The 16,347-nt window shown below is 50.9% G+C and carries 17 protein-coding genes; 11 read left to right on the forward strand and 6 right to left on the reverse strand.

All coding sequences use genetic code 11. The features are described from left to right. The first annotated feature begins 395 nt into the window (after positions 1 to 395). Entirely contained in the window at positions 396 to 1,550 is a 1,155-nt protein-coding gene (rpoA2, locus tag McpAg1_RS03435) for a DNA-directed RNA polymerase subunit A'' (RefSeq protein WP_338093992.1), read from the forward strand. A gap of 237 nt (positions 1,551 to 1,787) precedes the next feature. Here the strand turns inward: rpoA2 and McpAg1_RS03440 are convergent, their stop codons facing one another. Together McpAg1_RS03440 and McpAg1_RS03445 are read right to left on the reverse strand one after the other, a co-directional pair. Beyond that, complete coding sequence (locus McpAg1_RS03440; protein ID WP_338093897.1) at positions 1,788 to 2,498, reverse strand: DUF4276 family protein; 711 nt, start codon at positions 2,496 to 2,498, stop codon at positions 1,788 to 1,790. Beyond that, a complete protein-coding gene (locus McpAg1_RS03445) occupies positions 2,495 to 3,541 on the reverse strand; it encodes an AAA family ATPase (RefSeq protein ID WP_338093898.1) in 1,047 nt (348 codons plus the stop codon). Before McpAg1_RS03445 ends, McpAg1_RS03440 begins: the two co-directional genes overlap by 4 nt. 133 nt (positions 3,542 to 3,674) lie before the next feature. Between McpAg1_RS03445 and McpAg1_RS03450 the strand changes: the two genes are divergently transcribed. Both McpAg1_RS03450 and McpAg1_RS03455 read left to right on the forward strand, forming a co-directional pair. After that, complete coding sequence (locus McpAg1_RS03450) at positions 3,675 to 5,018, forward strand: aldehyde dehydrogenase family protein (protein ID WP_338093899.1); 1,344 nt, start codon at positions 3,675 to 3,677, stop codon at positions 5,016 to 5,018. Positions 5,019 to 5,227: 209 nt separating this feature from the next. Continuing rightward, entirely contained in the window at positions 5,228 to 5,572 is a 345-nt protein-coding gene (locus McpAg1_RS03455) for a DUF2147 domain-containing protein (protein WP_338093901.1), read from the forward strand. A gap of 284 nt (positions 5,573 to 5,856) precedes the next feature. On the opposite strand, the gene McpAg1_RS03460 is transcribed toward McpAg1_RS03455, so the two are convergent. The 4 genes from McpAg1_RS03460 to McpAg1_RS03475 all read right to left on the reverse strand — a co-directional run bounded on the left by McpAg1_RS03460 (position 5,857) and on the right by McpAg1_RS03475 (position 9,330). Continuing rightward, the gene (locus McpAg1_RS03460; RefSeq protein ID WP_338093902.1) at positions 5,857 to 6,060 is read right to left on the reverse strand and encodes a histone family protein; all 204 of its coding nucleotides are present in this window, start codon (positions 6,058 to 6,060) and stop codon (positions 5,857 to 5,859) included. A 172-nt stretch (positions 6,061 to 6,232) separates the two neighbouring features. Beyond that, on the reverse strand, positions 6,233 to 7,000 hold the full coding sequence (mtxX, locus tag McpAg1_RS03465; RefSeq protein ID WP_338093903.1) for a methanogenesis marker protein Mmp4/MtxX: 768 nt from the start codon (positions 6,998 to 7,000) through the stop codon (positions 6,233 to 6,235). Next, positions 6,997 to 7,983 (reverse strand): methanogenesis marker 2 protein, encoded by a 987-nt coding sequence (locus McpAg1_RS03470; protein WP_338093904.1) that lies wholly within the window; start codon positions 7,981 to 7,983, stop codon positions 6,997 to 6,999. The genes mtxX and McpAg1_RS03470 overlap by 4 nt, the downstream gene beginning before the upstream one ends. Before the next feature lie 147 nt (positions 7,984 to 8,130). After that, the gene (locus tag McpAg1_RS03475; RefSeq protein WP_338093905.1) at positions 8,131 to 9,330 is read right to left on the reverse strand and encodes a type IV pilin domain-containing protein; all 1,200 of its coding nucleotides are present in this window, start codon (positions 9,328 to 9,330) and stop codon (positions 8,131 to 8,133) included. A 356-nt stretch (positions 9,331 to 9,686) separates the two neighbouring features. On the opposite strand from McpAg1_RS03475, the gene McpAg1_RS03480 reads away from it, so the two are divergent. The 8 genes from McpAg1_RS03480 to McpAg1_RS03515 all read left to right on the forward strand — a co-directional run bounded on the left by McpAg1_RS03480 (position 9,687) and on the right by McpAg1_RS03515 (position 16,239). Then, entirely contained in the window at positions 9,687 to 9,959 is a 273-nt protein-coding gene (locus McpAg1_RS03480) for a 4Fe-4S dicluster domain-containing protein (protein ID WP_338093906.1), read from the forward strand. Beyond that, complete coding sequence (locus tag McpAg1_RS03485) at positions 9,956 to 11,089, forward strand: 2-oxoacid:acceptor oxidoreductase subunit alpha (RefSeq protein WP_338093907.1); 1,134 nt, start codon at positions 9,956 to 9,958, stop codon at positions 11,087 to 11,089. Before McpAg1_RS03480 ends, McpAg1_RS03485 begins: the two co-directional genes overlap by 4 nt. Next, positions 11,086 to 11,874 carry a thiamine pyrophosphate-dependent enzyme gene (locus McpAg1_RS03490; RefSeq protein WP_338093908.1) on the forward strand — a complete coding sequence of 263 codons (789 nt, stop codon included), beginning with the start codon at positions 11,086 to 11,088 and terminating at the stop codon, positions 11,872 to 11,874. Before McpAg1_RS03485 ends, McpAg1_RS03490 begins: the two co-directional genes overlap by 4 nt. Continuing rightward, entirely contained in the window at positions 11,871 to 12,407 is a 537-nt protein-coding gene (locus McpAg1_RS03495; protein WP_338093909.1) for a 2-oxoacid:acceptor oxidoreductase family protein, read from the forward strand. The genes McpAg1_RS03490 and McpAg1_RS03495 overlap by 4 nt, the downstream gene beginning before the upstream one ends. Next, a complete protein-coding gene (gene sucC, locus McpAg1_RS03500; RefSeq protein ID WP_338093910.1) occupies positions 12,404 to 13,492 on the forward strand; it encodes an ADP-forming succinate--CoA ligase subunit beta in 1,089 nt (362 codons plus the stop codon). The genes McpAg1_RS03495 and sucC overlap by 4 nt, the downstream gene beginning before the upstream one ends. Further along, positions 13,489 to 14,364, forward strand: a complete 876-nt coding sequence (gene sucD / locus McpAg1_RS03505; RefSeq protein ID WP_338093911.1) for a succinate--CoA ligase subunit alpha — start codon at positions 13,489 to 13,491, stop codon at positions 14,362 to 14,364. Before sucC ends, sucD begins: the two co-directional genes overlap by 4 nt. Continuing rightward, positions 14,361 to 15,167, forward strand: coding sequence for a DNA integrity scanning protein DisA nucleotide-binding domain protein (locus McpAg1_RS03510; protein ID WP_338093912.1), 807 nt, complete (start codon positions 14,361 to 14,363; stop codon positions 15,165 to 15,167). The genes sucD and McpAg1_RS03510 overlap by 4 nt, the downstream gene beginning before the upstream one ends. A 223-nt stretch (positions 15,168 to 15,390) precedes the next feature. Then, positions 15,391 to 16,239, forward strand: coding sequence for a DDE-type integrase/transposase/recombinase (locus McpAg1_RS03515; protein WP_338093913.1), 849 nt, complete (start codon positions 15,391 to 15,393; stop codon positions 16,237 to 16,239). The last annotated feature ends 108 nt before the right edge of the window (positions 16,240 to 16,347 follow it).

Below are 16,347 nucleotides of genomic sequence, written 5' to 3' on the forward strand. Positions count from 1 at the left end.
CGACCTTTATCGATGAAGACATCCCGATGGAACCGGTCGAGGAAAATGAAGACCGGTTCGGCGACTCCCTTGAGGACGCAGTGATCAGTCAGTACGAGGCAGGCATCCCTGAGCCGGTCGAGGAGATCGAGGTTATTGAAGAGATCGTCGAAGAAACCGATGAGTTTGAGGATGAGGACGACGAGGCAAAGTCAAGATCCAAAAAAGGAAAGAAAGCTGCTTCCGAGATCGAGGTTCCTGAGAGCAGTGTTGCAAAGATGCTGCGCGAGTGGAATCTGCCAAAGACTCTGTTTGATCAGATCCGCATCTGGCTTGAGGGTAAGACCCCTGAGGAGATGGAGTTAGTCAACCTTGACCGGCTGAAGAGCCGTGTCCGCCGTCTGGTTGACGAGGACATGCCGGTCTCTACCACAACTGAGCTTACCAAGATTCTGATCGCCAAAAATGACTCCGGACGTGATGTGACTGATGAACAGTTTGAGGAGATCGTTTCGCGTATCAATCAGGAGTACAACCGCACACGTGTGCAGCCGTGCGAAGCTGTGGGAATCAATGCAGCCCACTCGATTGGTGAGCCCGGCACTCAGATGACGATGCGTACCTTCCACTACGCCGGTGTCGCTGAAATTAACGTTACGTTAGGTCTGCCGCGTCTTATCGAGATCATGGACGCACGAAAAGAGCCGTCCACGCCGACCATGACGATCTTCCTTGAGGAAGGCTATCGCGAGGACCGTGACAAGGCACGTGAAGTGTCCTGGAAGATTGAGGCAGCTCCACTTCACGAGTTCGGCGATATCGAGACTGATATTGCTGATATGTGTGTGGTTGTACAGATCAACCGCGAGGTGTGCAAGAAGAGAAAGATCTCGGTTGCCGAGATTTTGGAGCGTGCCCCGCAGAAGATCAAGGACAAGCGCCACTACCGTGACTTTGAGGTCGAGATCGATGACAAGGATGGTATTCTCCGGTTCCTGCCAAAGAACGAGGAGTCATACCAGAACCTGTTCCAGCTGGCAGAGCATGTTCGTCAGGTAATCGTGCAGGGTATTGATGATATCCGCCGTGTTGTGGTCAGAAAGGAGAATGATGAGTACATTCTCCACACGGAAGGCTCCAACTTAAAGGATGTCTTTGAGATCGATGGTGTTGACTGCACCAGAACAAGGACCAACAACATCGCTGAGATTGCCGGAACTCTGGGTATTGAAGCGGCACGGTCTGCTATCATCTATGAAGCGTTCTCGACGCTGAAGGAACAGGGTATCTCGGTCGATCTCCGTCACATCATGCTGGTTGCAGATATTATGTGCATGGACGGCGAGGTCAAACAGATCGGTCGTCACGGTATTGCCGGTGAGAAGGAGTCGGTCCTTTCCCGTGCATCTTTTGAGGTGACGGTCAATCACTTGCTGGATGCCGCGGTCGCTCACGAGTTCGATGAGCTGTCCGGTGTTACCGAGAACGTCATCGTCGGTCAGCCGATTCTGCTCGGTACCGGCGACGTGAAGCTGATGGTCCGCCGGGTTGACCCGACGAAATCAGCATAATTTTTTTTTAATTTTTGAAACGCGAATAGCGCGAATCGCACGCCGTTTCGTCGTGCTCACTGCTTCGCAGAATAAAAAATCGCCAATGGCGATTTTTAGGGAAATACTAAGTTACTTATTTTTAGATAAAATCACGATCAATTTCTTTTTTTGAAAGTCGCCATTGGCGATTTTTATTCGCGCTATTCTGCGAAGCAGTGAGCACGACGGAATGGCGTGCGATTCGCGTTTATATCATCACACATGATCCACAGCACATACGCCCTTGATCGCAACGACCCGCTCGACTTCGGTGAGCCATTCGTTGAAGTGAGGACATTGCCTGCGAATGTCTGCGAGCCCGATCTTTTCTGCGATTAAAATTCCTTCAACCGTTTTTGAGTACCTCGGATACAATCGTTTCAGCCGCTTTGATGGCGCACTTTCAGGACTCGTATTGATCTCTTCGGGTTCAAAGTTTCTGCGGATCTCTCTAAGCTCTTTGCAGTGAGAACTCCTGCCGACCGAGAGCACTTTATCAATTGCAGCAATGTCGGAGAACAGGAGCGCTTCAAACTCATGAAGCTGAATGTAGGGAATGAAGTTGTCATCAGGGACGTCCTCTCCGCTGATGTTTTCATCCAGCATCCGCTCCAAGTATCTGACCCGCTCATACGAAGTAGGATAGTCGCTGATGTTTCCCATGCCGGGAAAATCAGCCGGCAGTCCGTAGTAATCGATCATCGTGGTCACCACGGCATTTTTGTTTTTGAGAAGCCGGCGGGTATTGATGCGAAACTGTTCATAATGGCTCAGTCCTCCGCGATGGGCAACACCATGGGCATTGCTGGTTTTGTTGATGACAACAGTTATGCTGCATCCAAGTCCTTCCAGATACGGTCGGAGAATATGTGCCGCAAATGAGGCTTCGGTGAATCCTTCGACATGTATCTTCAGGAGAAGCGTCACGGATTGCCTCCAAGTATATTCATCTGCCACAGCTCTCCGATGCTGTACTCCTCGATCCAGTCCGCAAGACTCTCCGGCGTTGTCAGGGTCAGGGTTGTTGCGCCGTTATGATTTTCCACGATAAGAATGCTGCACCCTTCCGCATCCTCGGTCTCCGGATCAAATGCATTGAGAAGCTGAACCGACTGAGTGGAGACGATGAGCTGGGATTTTTCTCCGGCGAACTTGATCAGATCAGCCAGAGCCGCAACGGCAAACGGGTGCAGTCCAAGTTCCGGCTCATCGATGAGTATCAGTTTCGGCGGACACGGCTGAATCAAAAGAACTGCAAGGGCAACGAATCGTGCAGTCCCTCCCGAAAGAGCGCTAAAAGGAAATGCGTAGCCTTCTGAGTTTTTGTCCATCCAGTATATGGATGGTGTATCTCCATTTTCTTTGAACACAAAGTCGCCGAACTGGGGAAACACGAGACGAACCGTATCAACAATTTTGTCATAATGATCCGGCTCGGTGGTCTTCAGCATGTGAAGGAACCGCACAAGTTTGTCATCGTCATGATTGGTGCACCGCTGTTTGAACCGGTAAATGGTCCAGCTCTGAAGATGCAGACGAAAACTTTCACATGACGGATGTTCATCCACTCTGGTGAAAACACCGGTCTCCAAGGTATCCCTGGATCTTAAGGTCAGCGTCTTCTCTCCTGCAGCAAGTATCAGCTGTTCGCTCTCGATCCTGCAGTGGTTCTCTTTGTCTGCTGTCAGCACCACCTCATAGAAACTGTCGCCGAACTCTGCTGTGATCCGGACTTTTTCCGTCCTGCCGGTACCATAGCGGAAGAGTATCTCAGCACCTCCGTTCTCTTCGACAAACTTCTGGAGTCTGCCTAAGGTTACGGCATGCAGGAGTTCAAAGATGCTGAGGACATTGCTTTTTCCCGAACCGTTCGGTCCGATAAGCAGATTGATGCGGTCAAGTGGTATGTCGATCTTTTCGATCGAGCGAAAGCCCTCGATAGATATTTTCGTAAGTTGTTGGGCTATCATTACGATGCATATCGTGTTTACCGGTATTAAACGTGCGGTCTGTTGCAGTATTTTCCGTGGGCAACCTGAGATCAAAGATGCAAAATCATCACATACAGAGAGGATTTATACCAACAGATCTTATTTTCACCTAATGACGCTTGATGAGATGCGAAGCTACTTTGCCGGCGGTTCGACCCGCCCGCTCGCATCGCGAAAAACCGCACTTGCTCATCTTCGGCAGGCAATCGAACGCCACGAGCCTGAGATTCTGCGGGCGCTTGAAGCCGATCTTGGAAGACCTGCATTTGAAGCCTATGCCTTTGAAATTGCGCCGGTACTGCAGGAGATTGCAACTCTTGAAAAAAATCTCGGGAAGTGGACGAAGGCTGAAAAAGTTAAAACACCGCTGTTCCTCTTCTCTTCAACTACCGAGGTGCGTACCGTTCCGCACGGACTTGTGCTCATTATCGCTCCCTGGAACTATCCCTTCCTTCTCCTGATGCAGCCGCTCGCAGCTGCAGTTGCCTGCGGCAACGTTGTCGCCGCAAAACCTTCACGGCGTGCGCCGGAAACGTTTCGGATCATGAAGACCATCCTCTCCGAAGTTTTCCCTGATTCATGGGTCTCGGTCTTCAGGGAAGTGAACCTTGACGACACGTATGACTACATTTTCTTCACCGGCAGCCTTGCGACCGGAAAAATTATTGCAGAGGCTGCAGCCAGAAATCTTACGCCGGTAACACTGGAACTTGGCGGCAAAAATCCTTGTATTGTTGATGAAACGGCAAATCTTGATGCAGCAGCAAGGCGCATCGCCTGGGGAAAGTGTGCTAATGCCGGCCAGACCTGCGTTGCCCCAGACTACCTTCTGGTGCATGACTCAATCCGCGACATTCTTGTCGATAAAATTGCCGAAGAGATTGAAAAATTCTATGGCGAAAATCCTGCCATGAGTCCTGACTACGGAAAAATTATCACAACAGAATCATACAACCGGCTTCTCGGTTACTGCGATCCGGAACGCATTCTCAAACAGTGCGGCATGCACAATCCTGGCGACCGCAGATTCACGCCGGTGATCTTGTCTGCATCCTTTGGTGATCCGATCACCCATGAGGAGATCTTCGGCCCGATCCTTCCGGTGATCACCTGGAGGACAAAATCTGATCTGAACGAACTGCTCCTGCCAACTCCTCTTGCCCTCTATCTGTTCACCTCTGACATGGCATTTGCCGAACAGATGATTGCACGCCATCCTTCCGGTGGTGTCTGCATCAATGATGTGATGATTCAGGCAGCAAACGGCAACGCACCGTTCGGCGGCGTTGGCACAAGCGGTATGGGCTGCTACCATGGAAAATACTCAGTAGACACCTTCTCCCGCAAGCAGACTGTGGTTCACAGGAAAAAATCTTCAGACCCAGCCCTTCGCTATCCCCCGTATACGGACTCTGCATTGCAGAAGATCAGAAAATGGCACAGACGCTTGTTCTGATCTTTTTTCTTTTTTTCTTATTACACCAACCTGTGAAAAATATGGATGAATGTACCAAATTTTTGTTGGGCATTGTTTCGTTTTTGTTTGCGCCTTTGGTGGTCCCTGTCCCATTCATCAATGAAGGATGCTCTCATACGACGAGTTGTCAATCTCTCTCCTTAGTTATTTCACAAAAAATATATGATGTGACTGAGAGGTAATGTACTATGAAAAAGATTTTACTTGCAGCAGTGCTTTGTGTGGCACTGGCAATGGTCTCTGTTGCCGGATGTGTCGGTGCTGATCCGGTCGTCGGCAACTGGGAGACCACGCCGGTGTTTGGTGTATATGTTTCCGTTCAGTTCGTGAACGATGGTACAGGCTCCATCGCATTCCACACCGATCTCTCTCCTGCCGCAGCTACAACGATGTTTACCTGGGAAAAAACGGCAGACAACACGTATAAGGTTATGAGTTCTGACAAGCACTTTTCCGCAGGAACCTACAAACTTTCCAGCGACGGCCAGACGCTGACCAGCGATTCAGGTCTGATTGTTCTGCACAAGGCGTAATTTTTCGCCATTCTATTTTTTTTAAATTTTTCAGCAGTGAACTTCTGCAAAACAAATGAAAGGATCTGCCATGACGAATTTTTTAGAAGTTACGTGATGATGAGTTGCATCGTTCAGATTTTTTCGGCTTTGGTTAACTACACAAAACCAGATCACGAACAAATAAATGGTAAAACAAGTCTTTGAGGAAAGGATATATTGCGGTATCCAAATGGATACCGTCATCCTGAACACCACCCTAAAGGCAGTAATTCCACACCCCTGATTTTTAGATAAAATCAGTATTATTCTTTAGTGGCGAGGTCAATGTCCTCTGCCTTAATGGTCTTGCGACCTGCATGCTGGGCAAGTTCAAATGCCTGCTTTGCAATCTCTTCGATGTATGCTTCTGCCTTTGCTACAAGTGCGTCTGCTGCATCTTCACCGACACGGTCTGCACCTGCTTTCTTTGCAAGTCTGACAACTGCTGCTTTTGGTAAGTCTGCCATAAATATTACCAATGAAAAAATAGTTCAAAATAATATATAAATATATCTCAAGAAACAACTTTTTTTTGCTGTCTGCACGTTATTTTGCATTGAATCTGATTTTGTGCACATATAATTGGCGATATAAGATATTGGCGATTAATATTGGTTGAATTTCAAAATGGGGTGAAAATTATTGTTTTTTCCCGACTGCGAGCGCTGCCGCAAGACGAAGTGATCCGTCATATCCGGCCGATGCGCGCGAACTGTCCACAAATACGGGAGATATATTGACTACGGGCGCACCATGCCCGATACCGTGTCCAAGGAAGGTCAGAGTACGAAAAATCAGGTTGCCGGAGATACCGTCAGGGGCGATGATGACACCGCAGTTTTTGACCGCATCCTCGATGAGAATCTCTCCATGGTGTGCACCGGTAAGTCTTGCGACCTCCTCTGCGTCACGAATGGTTTTGTCAACGATTTTGTGTCTGCCGATATCACCGAGCCGACCTCCGGAAAGGATGGCAGTTTTCTCTGAGATTCCGAAGTGACGTGCGAGTTCGCGTGCATCTGAAACAAGAGATACCTTCTCTGAAACCGTCCATCCTTCATCAACTCCGACCGGTGCGAGGAAAAATTTCTGATGATCAGCTGTTTCAAGAAGTGCGACGCGTTCAAGCCGCGTAACTTTGCATGCGGTTTTGAGATACCTGAGCGTATCGTTTGCCGGAAGTGTTCCCCGAACCGCTCCGTCAATTACTCCTGCGTTTAGATCGTCGACAATCTGCTGATGCGGTGTCTTGCATGCGGTCAGCTTGACAAATGGTCCTGTAACACGCCCTGCGGCAGTTTCAGCGTCGCAGTAGCAGTGAATGTGCAGTTTGTCGTTTGCTACCCGCTCCGCACTTGAAAGAACCTTTTCTGCGTCACTGCTGCATCCGATACCGATGGTGATCATATGTTTGTTATGCCTTCTTCACAGAAGTTGAAGAGTACAGTTTCCTGTTCTCCCTTCACAAGGGTAAATTTTTTGGTGCTGGTCACTGTCCCGATCACCTGAGCTGCCATGCCGGTTTTGCGGAATTTTTTGCAGACTGTTTCAACATCTGACCGGTTTGCGGTCATGATAAATCCCATGCCGGGATACATGCGGACCCACTGTTCAAAGGTGATGCCAAGGGCATCAAGGTCGGGTCTTGGGATTGCGGTAAGATCAACAACTGCGCCGACACCGCTGGATTCGATGAGCATACCAAGGGTTCCGATCACGCCGGGGTTTGAGATGTCCTTTCCTGCGGTGAGGAGGTGGCGTTCGCCGAGGTCTTTCATGACTGATATCTGGGAGCGGAGGACATCGGATGTTTTCATGGTGACCGAGTCCCAGTTCATGGGTGCCGAGGGGTGAATACGGCCTTTGAGATCTATTGCTGCGATGATGGCGTCATTCGGCTGGGCTTTGCTGCTGTAGATGATATTTTCCAGTTCGGCAACGCCGAGGATGGATACATCGATGACATTGTAGGGTGCGTCAGGATGCAGGTGTCCGCCGACGACGGGGACATCAAAGGCGACTGCGGCGTCATGCATGCCGCGGCTGACCTCTGTCATGATAGCGTCGTCTGAGGCTGAGAGTACATCAACCATGGCAACCGGACGACCGCCCATTGCGGCGATGTCATGAACATTGACAAGGATGGCGCAGTATCCTGCCCAGTACGGGTCCACCTCCATGAGTTTGTTCCAGATGCCGTCTGCGGCAAGCAGCAGTGCCGTTCTGCCGTTCTGAATGACGGCAGCATCCTCTCCGTAGGAGGCGACGACGTCGATGTTGTCGATGTGAAGTGATCGCACCAGACTGCCGATCGCCTGCTTGCGTCTGACTCCGTCATATTTTCGGACGGCTTCGGCGACCGACTCGGGGGTATAGTTGTCTGCAACCATATTTCGCGTATTCACCACGTGGGGGAGGGGCCCCCTTTTGTATCTAATCTATTCCCGTTCAACGGTGATAAGATAAACGATTGGGTTGTGTGAATGTATTTCATGGTTCGCTGACGGCAATTACTGGGTTGAAATGGATATCCAGCATTACATGCCCGCGTGACTCTCTTTTTGTAAGTTGTATATGATGGATATTTCCGACAGTGAGAGAGGGAAATGGAGTTCATATGACTCGTCTATCTGATATTTATCTCCAGATATCCTGTATGTGTCGCCGGTAAGTTCTGGGTTCCCTGATATTGGACGAATGTTGCCGAGCCCACCTCCCGGGTACTGAATAAATTCTCCGGAGGCATTGACATAAAAGATGCCCTGTTTTCCATTGCTGGTACCGGCAAGATGATACCAGACATCTTTTTTCGGGGAAAATGTGGTTAGCAGATAATCCGCCGATCCTTCAAATGTTTTCAGTTTGAACTCAAATGCATCTCTCGTCCCAACCTGAAATCCCCAGATGGGCAAAGCTCCTGCACTCGGACTATCAGCACGGAAATAAAATGATTGAGCAGGAGCAGTGTTATTTGGTGTATCTCCAACACGCTTTACCCATGTCATTGCTGTTAACCCTGGTTCCCGCACGCTGATCTTCTGTGAAGAGCTACTCCATTTTCCACTCGTCTTGTTGGTAACCTTCAGCGTGACGATGTACTCTCCTTTGGACTCGTAGGTATATTTCGGGCTGTTGGTGTCTAATGTCTGGCCGTTTCCAAATGTCCACCAGTACTCTGCGTCCGGAGATGTCTCCTCAGGCGTGAACGAAACGGTTATTGGGTATCCTCCGGTCAGTTCAGCTGCTGTGGCCTGCAGTGGTGAGGGCATGTTACTTCTGGAAAAACCTGTCTCAGAGCTCATGATAAACGCGGCATTCAAGTCGCCTTCAGCCGCGATACCCTCAAACCATTTTTCTGCAAGCAGGAATGATCCTTTCTCACCATTGTACACCACTGCGATATGCCGGAGGGAATCTTTGTTGACTATCCATGAAAGAATATCTCCCGGCCCGAAGTAGCCGTCGTCAGATCCTGCATCCCTGAACTCCTTCGTTTTATCAGTCCCGTCCACAATCACCGAGTATGTGCCGTCCTTTAGTGAATCTCCGGCATAATGGGTGATAGTAACCAGATCGTTTTTTTCTGCAATCACAATACCTGCCGTTGGCATTCCGTTCAGGTTTCCGATCGATAGGACTGCCACCCCTACGACTCCGGCCATGACTACTGTCAGCGTAAGTATCAGCATGACTGCAATTACCGGAGATACGGCAGAATTTTTCCGATGTTGTTTCATTGTATCCAAAACATCCGGCAAAAGTTCTGTCGGAATTTATGGTATCTGGATAGGATACAGCTGGATAAATAATTACTGTCCTAAACAGTAGTAAGTGCGATAATGTCTGCATCTCTGTGATGCAAAGGATTCAAAAATAATCTGTTCTTCGAAAATTATCTCACTTGAAATGACCAGTCCAAAAAATACGAATGCCAAAACCATCCATCACAAAATATCACAACTCCACTGACACTTTTTTTTCCAAAAAACTCTCGCGCGTGCACTCTGCTATCCACTCACATACCCTCTCAATATTCAAGTACTCATACGAGAACTTTTAGCCTTTCCAAAACGCATAATATAAGCAGTATCTAATGAAGCTCGTCATCGATGAACACCGCTGCAAAGGCTGCAACCTCTGCACCATGGTGTGTCCCTACCGGATTTTTCAGGAAGGAAAACGCCCGGGTCCCCGCGGCTACGTAATACCCGCCCTTGACCAGCCTGAGCGCTGCACCAACTGCCGGCTGCAGAAGATCTACGGCCGTCAGCTCTGCGGCATGTGCCAGCTCACCTGTCCGGATCAGGCAATTGCATGGATCGAGGAAAAACCCTACGAAGCACATAAAGTGGTGATTGAATATTGACCGATAAAACTGAGTTCCTCAACGGAAACACCGCATGTGCCGAAGGAGCAATTGCCGCAGGATGCAGATTCTTCGCAGGCTACCCTATAACCCCTTCAACCGAAGTCGCTGAGCGAATGGCTGTCCGCCTTCCCAAAATCGGCGGCACCTTCATTCAGATGGAGGATGAACTCGCCAGCATGGCCGCAATCATCGGCGGCGCATGGGCAGGTGCACGCACCATGACTGCAACATCTGGGCCCGGCTTTTCCCTCATGATGGAAAACATCGGCTATGCAGCAATGACCGAAACCCCTTGCGTCGTCGTCAACGTTCAGCGCGGCGGCCCTTCCACCGGCCAGCCCACCATGGCAGCGCAGGGCGACATGATGCAGGCAAGGTTCGGCTCGCACGGCGACTACAGCATCATCGCCCTTGCTCCTTCATCGGTTCAGGAGATGTTTGACCTGACCGTCAAAGCCTTCAACCTCGCCGACCGGTTCAGAACCCCGGTCTTTCTCATGACCGATGAAACCATCGGCCACATGCGGGAAAAAGTCATTCTCAGATCAGATGTCGAGATTACTCCACGCCGCGAACTTCTCGAAGGAGAGCTTCCCTTCAGACCGGGGCCTGATGGTGTTCCCGGCTTTGGAACATTCGGTCGCGGTCTCGGCGTTCACGTAACCGGACTTACCCATGACGAGCGGGGATATCCGGCAACCGACTCCGCAGACCTTCATGAAAAAGTTGTCCGCAGAATGGTGCGAAAAATTGAGGATGCAAGAAACGAGATCGCAGATGTTGACATCGTAAACCCTGACGCTGAAATCGTCTTCATCAGCTACGGCGCACCAACCCGTGCAGTCCAGCAGCTTCTTGCAGACTATCCAGGGATCTACGGCCACTTAAACCTCAGAATCGTCTGGCCGTTCCCTGACGCGAAACTTGGCGAGTTCGGGGCTGCCAAAGCGTTCGTGGTTCCTGAGATGAATCTCGGCCAGATGGCACGCGAGGTCCGCATGCACACCAATGTTCCGATCGTCACCGCCGCAAAACTTGGCGGAGCGCTCCACACCGTAGCAGAACTCAAGCATGCCGCAGACGTTGCAGCGACTGCGAAGGCTCCTGTGACGGAGGTTGTGTTATGACCCTCGAAGAATGGTACCGGCAGGACCGGCTCCCCCACATCTACTGTGCAGGCTGCGGCAACGGAACAATTCTCAACTGCACCCTTCGTGCGACCAACGAACTCGGCCTTGACCGGACCAAAACAACCTTCGTCTCCGGCATCGGCTGTTCATCACGTGCATCCGGCTACACCTCAAGCGACTCCCTGCACACAACACACGGCAGAGCTCTGCCGTTTGCAACCGGCGTCAAGATGGTGAAACCTGATCACGACGTCATCGTCTTCACTGGCGATGGCGACCTCTCCGCAATCGGCGGCAACCATTTCATTCATGCCTGCCGCAGAAACATCGACCTCACGGTTGTCTGCATGAACAACAATATCTACGGCATGACCGGCGGTCAGGGAAGCCCCTGCACACCATACGGTGCGATCTCCACCACAACCCCGTACGGCATGCGTGAAATGCCGTTCGATCTCTGTGCAGTCGCAGAAGCTGCCGGCGCAAACTATGTCGCACGCTGGACCTCATACCATGTGAAGGAGCTCACACAGGCTATTCGTGCAGGAATTGAAACACCGGGCCTCTCCTTCATCGAAGTCATGACCCAGTGCCCGACCTCGTTCGGCAGCAAAAACAAAATGCGTCAGGTCTCCCAGATGGTTGATGCACTTCGGGCAAACTCGATCCTCAAAGACAAAGCAGACCGCAACAAAGCAGCAGGCATCCCGCTTGAACCAGGCAAGTTCGTTGTCGGCGAGCTGGTGAGGCGCAGCAATCCGGTTCTCGGAGGCAGACCATGAGAAATGAAATCCGCTTCTCCGGACTCGGCGGTCAGGGAATCATCACCGCCGCAGTCATCCTCGGACGTGCCGCCGCACTCTACGGCGGAAAATACGTTGTGCAGACCCAGAGCTACGGCCCTGAAGCCCGCGGCGGCGCAAGTGCATCAGCCGTCATCATCTCTGATGAGCCGATCCATTACCCAAAAGTTACCGATCCGCACATCTATGCCATCATGTCTGAAGAGGCCTACAGAAAATACGGCTCATCAGCACCCAAGGATGCAGTCATGCTCATTGACCCTGGCTATGTCACCAGCCGCCCCGACTGCCTCTGCTACGAGGTTCCCGCGACCTCGGAGGCAAAGGCAAGACTGGGAAAACCGGTCTTTGCCAACGTCGTTATGCTTGGCGGCATCCTTGAAGCAACAGGCATCATCAGCTACGAAGCGCTTGAACACGCAGTCCTTGACAGCGTTCCCAAAGGCACCGAAGAAAACAACAAAAAAGCCCTTTCCATCGGCATGGAACTGGTAAGAGAACAGAGAACATGAAATTCCGCGAATACGAAGCAAAAAAGATCTTCCGGGACGCAGGCATACCGGTCCCGAACAGTGAACTCATCACCCGCGCCGGCGAAGCAACAAGTGCCCAGGCCCGTGTTGCAGACAAAGTCGTGCTCAAAGCACAGGTGGATGTCGGCGGCCGCGGCAAAGCAGGAGGCATTCTCCCTGCGACCGAGGAAAACATCAGCGAGGTTGCAAAGGAACTGTTCGGCAAAACCATCAAAGGCCTGCCGGTCGAACTCGTTCTGGTCGAAGAGGCGCTTGAGATCCAGCATGAATACTATCTCAGCATCACCATCGACCGTTCCGCCAAGATGCCGGTCATCCTTTTCTCTGAAGAGGGCGGTGTTGAGATCGAGACGCTTGCAAAAGAGCAGCCCGATGCACTTCACCGTGCGTTCATCGACCCCTGCTTCACCGATGTCCCTGACTTCATCATGCGAAATGTTTTGGGCTCTGCACCAAAATCCATCGGCCCGGTCATCAACGCGCTTTACCATGTCTACTGCAAGACCGATGCAATCCTTGCCGAGATCAATCCTCTGGTCATGACGCCCAAAGGAGTCATTGCAGCAGACGGGAAAATTGTTCTTGACGACAACGCCCTTGATCGTCAGGGCATCTCCGAGAACCGCGACTTGACCCCGCGTGAAGCCGAGGCTGAGAAGCATGGCTTTTCGTATGTGGAGCTTGGCGGAGACATCGGTGTGATCGGTAACGGCGCCGGTCTCACGATGGCGACACTTGATATCATCGCCCACTACAACGGTCAAGCCGCAAACTTCCTTGACGTCGGTGGCGGCGCAGGGTTTGAACGTGTTGCCCGTGCGGTCCGTCTTGTTGCGTCCATGCCGGGCGTGAAGGTTATCGTGGTCAACCTGCTTGGCGGCATCACCCGCTGTGACGAGGTTGCACGCGGCATTATTGATGCAGGCGTTCCCCAGCAGGTCATCGTCCGGCTTGCCGGTACCAATGAGGCCGAGGGCAGACGGCTGCTTGAAGAGAAGGGATACCTGATGCTTGACACCATGGATCAGGCGATCCGCGCTGCTGTGGAGGTGGCAAACAAATGATCTATGCAGACAAGGATACGGAAATTCTGGTGCAGGGCGCTACCGGTTCGCAGGGTGCATTCCACATCAATCTGATGAATCAGTACGCAAAAGAGGTTGGCGGCCGCGGCGTTGTTGCCGGCATGACTCCGGGAAAAGGCGGTCAGCAGGTTCACGGCGTTCCGGTGTACAACACGGTGTGGAGCGCAATGGATCACCATGATATCGGTGCGTCTGTTATCTTCGTTCCTGCAGGCGGCTGCGGGGATGCGATCATGGAGGCTGCTGACGCACGGATTCCAACAGTCGTTGTCATCACCGAACACATTCCGGTGCATGACGTGATGCGGGCAATTTCGTACGCACGAACCTGCGGCACGAAGGTTATCGGTCCGAACTGTCCGGGCTTCCTGATTCCGGGGGAATGCAAACTTGGTATCACCCCAACCAATTTATGCCGCAAAGGCGATATTGGTGTAATTTCACGCAGTGGAACTTTGACGTATGAAGTGATCTCCGAGTTGTCGCTCGCAGGTTTCGGCCAGTCCGGCATCATCGGCATCGGCGGCGATCCGATCATCGGCCAGACGTTTTCGGATGTGATGGATGTGTTCGTTGCAGACGGTAAAACCCGTGCCACGGTTCTGATCGGCGAGGTCGGCGGGAACTTAGAGATTCGCGGAGCAAAACGTGCGGCCTGTCTCGGGATGCCGGTTGTTGCCTACATTGCCGGAATTTCTGCGCCGAAGGAGAAACGCATGGGTCATGCGGGAGCGATCGTTGAGGGTGGTGAAAGTGACGCTGCCTCTAAGATTGAGCGATTGAAAGATCTCGGCATTCCTGTTGCAACCCGTCCGTCGGAGATTCCACTGCTGGTTAAGGAGGTAATATGAAGGAAAAGGATCGTACACTGCTTCTTGCAGCGGATGAGCTTGCGAGAACTGTGGACGCTCTTGCAATTATTTCATTCTTGAACAAAAACAATGATGTTGTGCTTGAGACTCCGGTTGTCTGGGTTCGCGATATCCAGCCGGAAATTCTGCGTGATCATACCATGGTGGCGCTGGTTGACTACTGTTCCAACCATATCATCGATGCCGTTGTTCAATATCGGATTTTAACCAAGGCCCAGAGCGGGACGCTTGTCGCGGTGTTTCCGTATGCTCTCCTGATCTATGACATCGAGGACACGAATGATCAGTTCAATATCGAACAGTATGCAGAGATCGCAGATATTGATGCACTGCATGCGGTCCTGTCCCTCGCTCTTGAGATCTCACGTGAGGGACGCGAGGGACGGGCGATCGGTACTGCCTTTATCATGGGCGATATCGAGGAGCTGAAACGCTGGTCGCACCAGGGTGTCTTAAATCCATATGAGGGTCATCCTGAATCGGTCCGCGATGTGAGAATAAAAGAAAACTGGGAGAGCGTCAAGGAGTTTGCCCAGCTTGACGGTGTGTTCATCCTCGACAAAAACGGAGTCATTGCAGCCTCAGGCCGGTATCTTGATGCGGACGGTCGTGATGTGAAGCTGCAGAGCGGACTTGGCGGCCGCCATCTGGCAACTGCGGCGATTACGAAGGTGGCACCGGCAGTTGGTGTTACCGTGTCAGAGAGCGGCGGCATTGTTCGCGTGTTTGTGGGCGGCAATTCGGTTGCCCAGATACGCAATGATGTCAGACTTTCCCTCTGAACTTTTTTTAGTGATTTTTTTATTGTGGTTTTACTTGGAATAACCACAGAATGCACGGAAAGATTCCTGAGATAATTTATTTTATTCTCAACATGAAAAATATATTCCATGCATTTTTGCGAAACAGTGAGCAGATTGAAAAGATGCGATTTTTTTCCGTGGAATTTGTGCTGCCACAAAAAGATTTAGTAGTTCTCTGCTCCCATCTCGGCAGGGTTATCGCGTGGTCCTCAGTCAAGATGAAATCATCCAAATCATCACCCTGGTGGTTGACTGGCACTTCCCTGTGGTTCAGGTGGCCGCAATGTATCAGATTACGACCGAACGAGTTTACCAACTCGTTCAAGCATATCGCAAAACAGGATTATATCCTGCTCCGAAACGTTTAGGTCGCCCTCCGATCATTCCCTCACCCGAACATCGTTCTCTGATCATTGCGGAAAAACACCGTCTTGGCGTAGGGAGTCGTTGCCTGCACAAGTATTTTCGTTCTCGCCTCGGAATAGTGATTGGAGAACGCGCGATCCATCGTGTCCTCCTGGAGGAAAACTTGACTTCCCATGAGCCGCAAAAAGGATTTCGTCACCCTGCTTGGATTCGTTACGAACGTGACGAGAGCTTGTCCGCCGTCCATATGGATTGGCATCAGAGTAAATACAATGGCAAGCAGGTTTGCGTTGTTTTGGACGATGCGAGCCGTATGATCCTTGCTGGAGGAGAATTTGACCGAGCAACAACGGAGTTCTCGATCCAAGTGCTGCGCGAAGCCTATGAAAAATACGAGTACATCGTACCAATTCGTGAGGTGATTACCGATCATGGGACGCAGTTTTATGCGAATACCAGGGATTCTCAGGGAAATGCGGAGCATGCATTTGAAAAATTTTGTCGAGAGATGGAGATCAATCACATCCTCGCCAGAGTAAAACACCCACAGACCAACGGAAAAGTCGAGAGTGGTTTGGAACGTACAAACAGTTCAGATCGAAATATCCGACGTTTGAGGAGTTTATTCATTGGTACAATGAGATCAGGCCGCATCAAAGTCTCGGTGATGAAAATGGAGATATGAGAACGCCAAATGAAGTATTTTGGCATAGAGTGCAAGGACATATTATGAGAAACTGCAATTATTTATTTAATAAATAACTTACGGAGGAAACTACATGAGCCAAAAAAA

The sequence above is a fragment of the Methanorbis furvi genome (assembly GCF_032714615.1).
Classification (GTDB): domain Archaea; phylum Halobacteriota; class Methanomicrobia; order Methanomicrobiales; family Methanocorpusculaceae; genus Methanocorpusculum; species Methanocorpusculum furvi.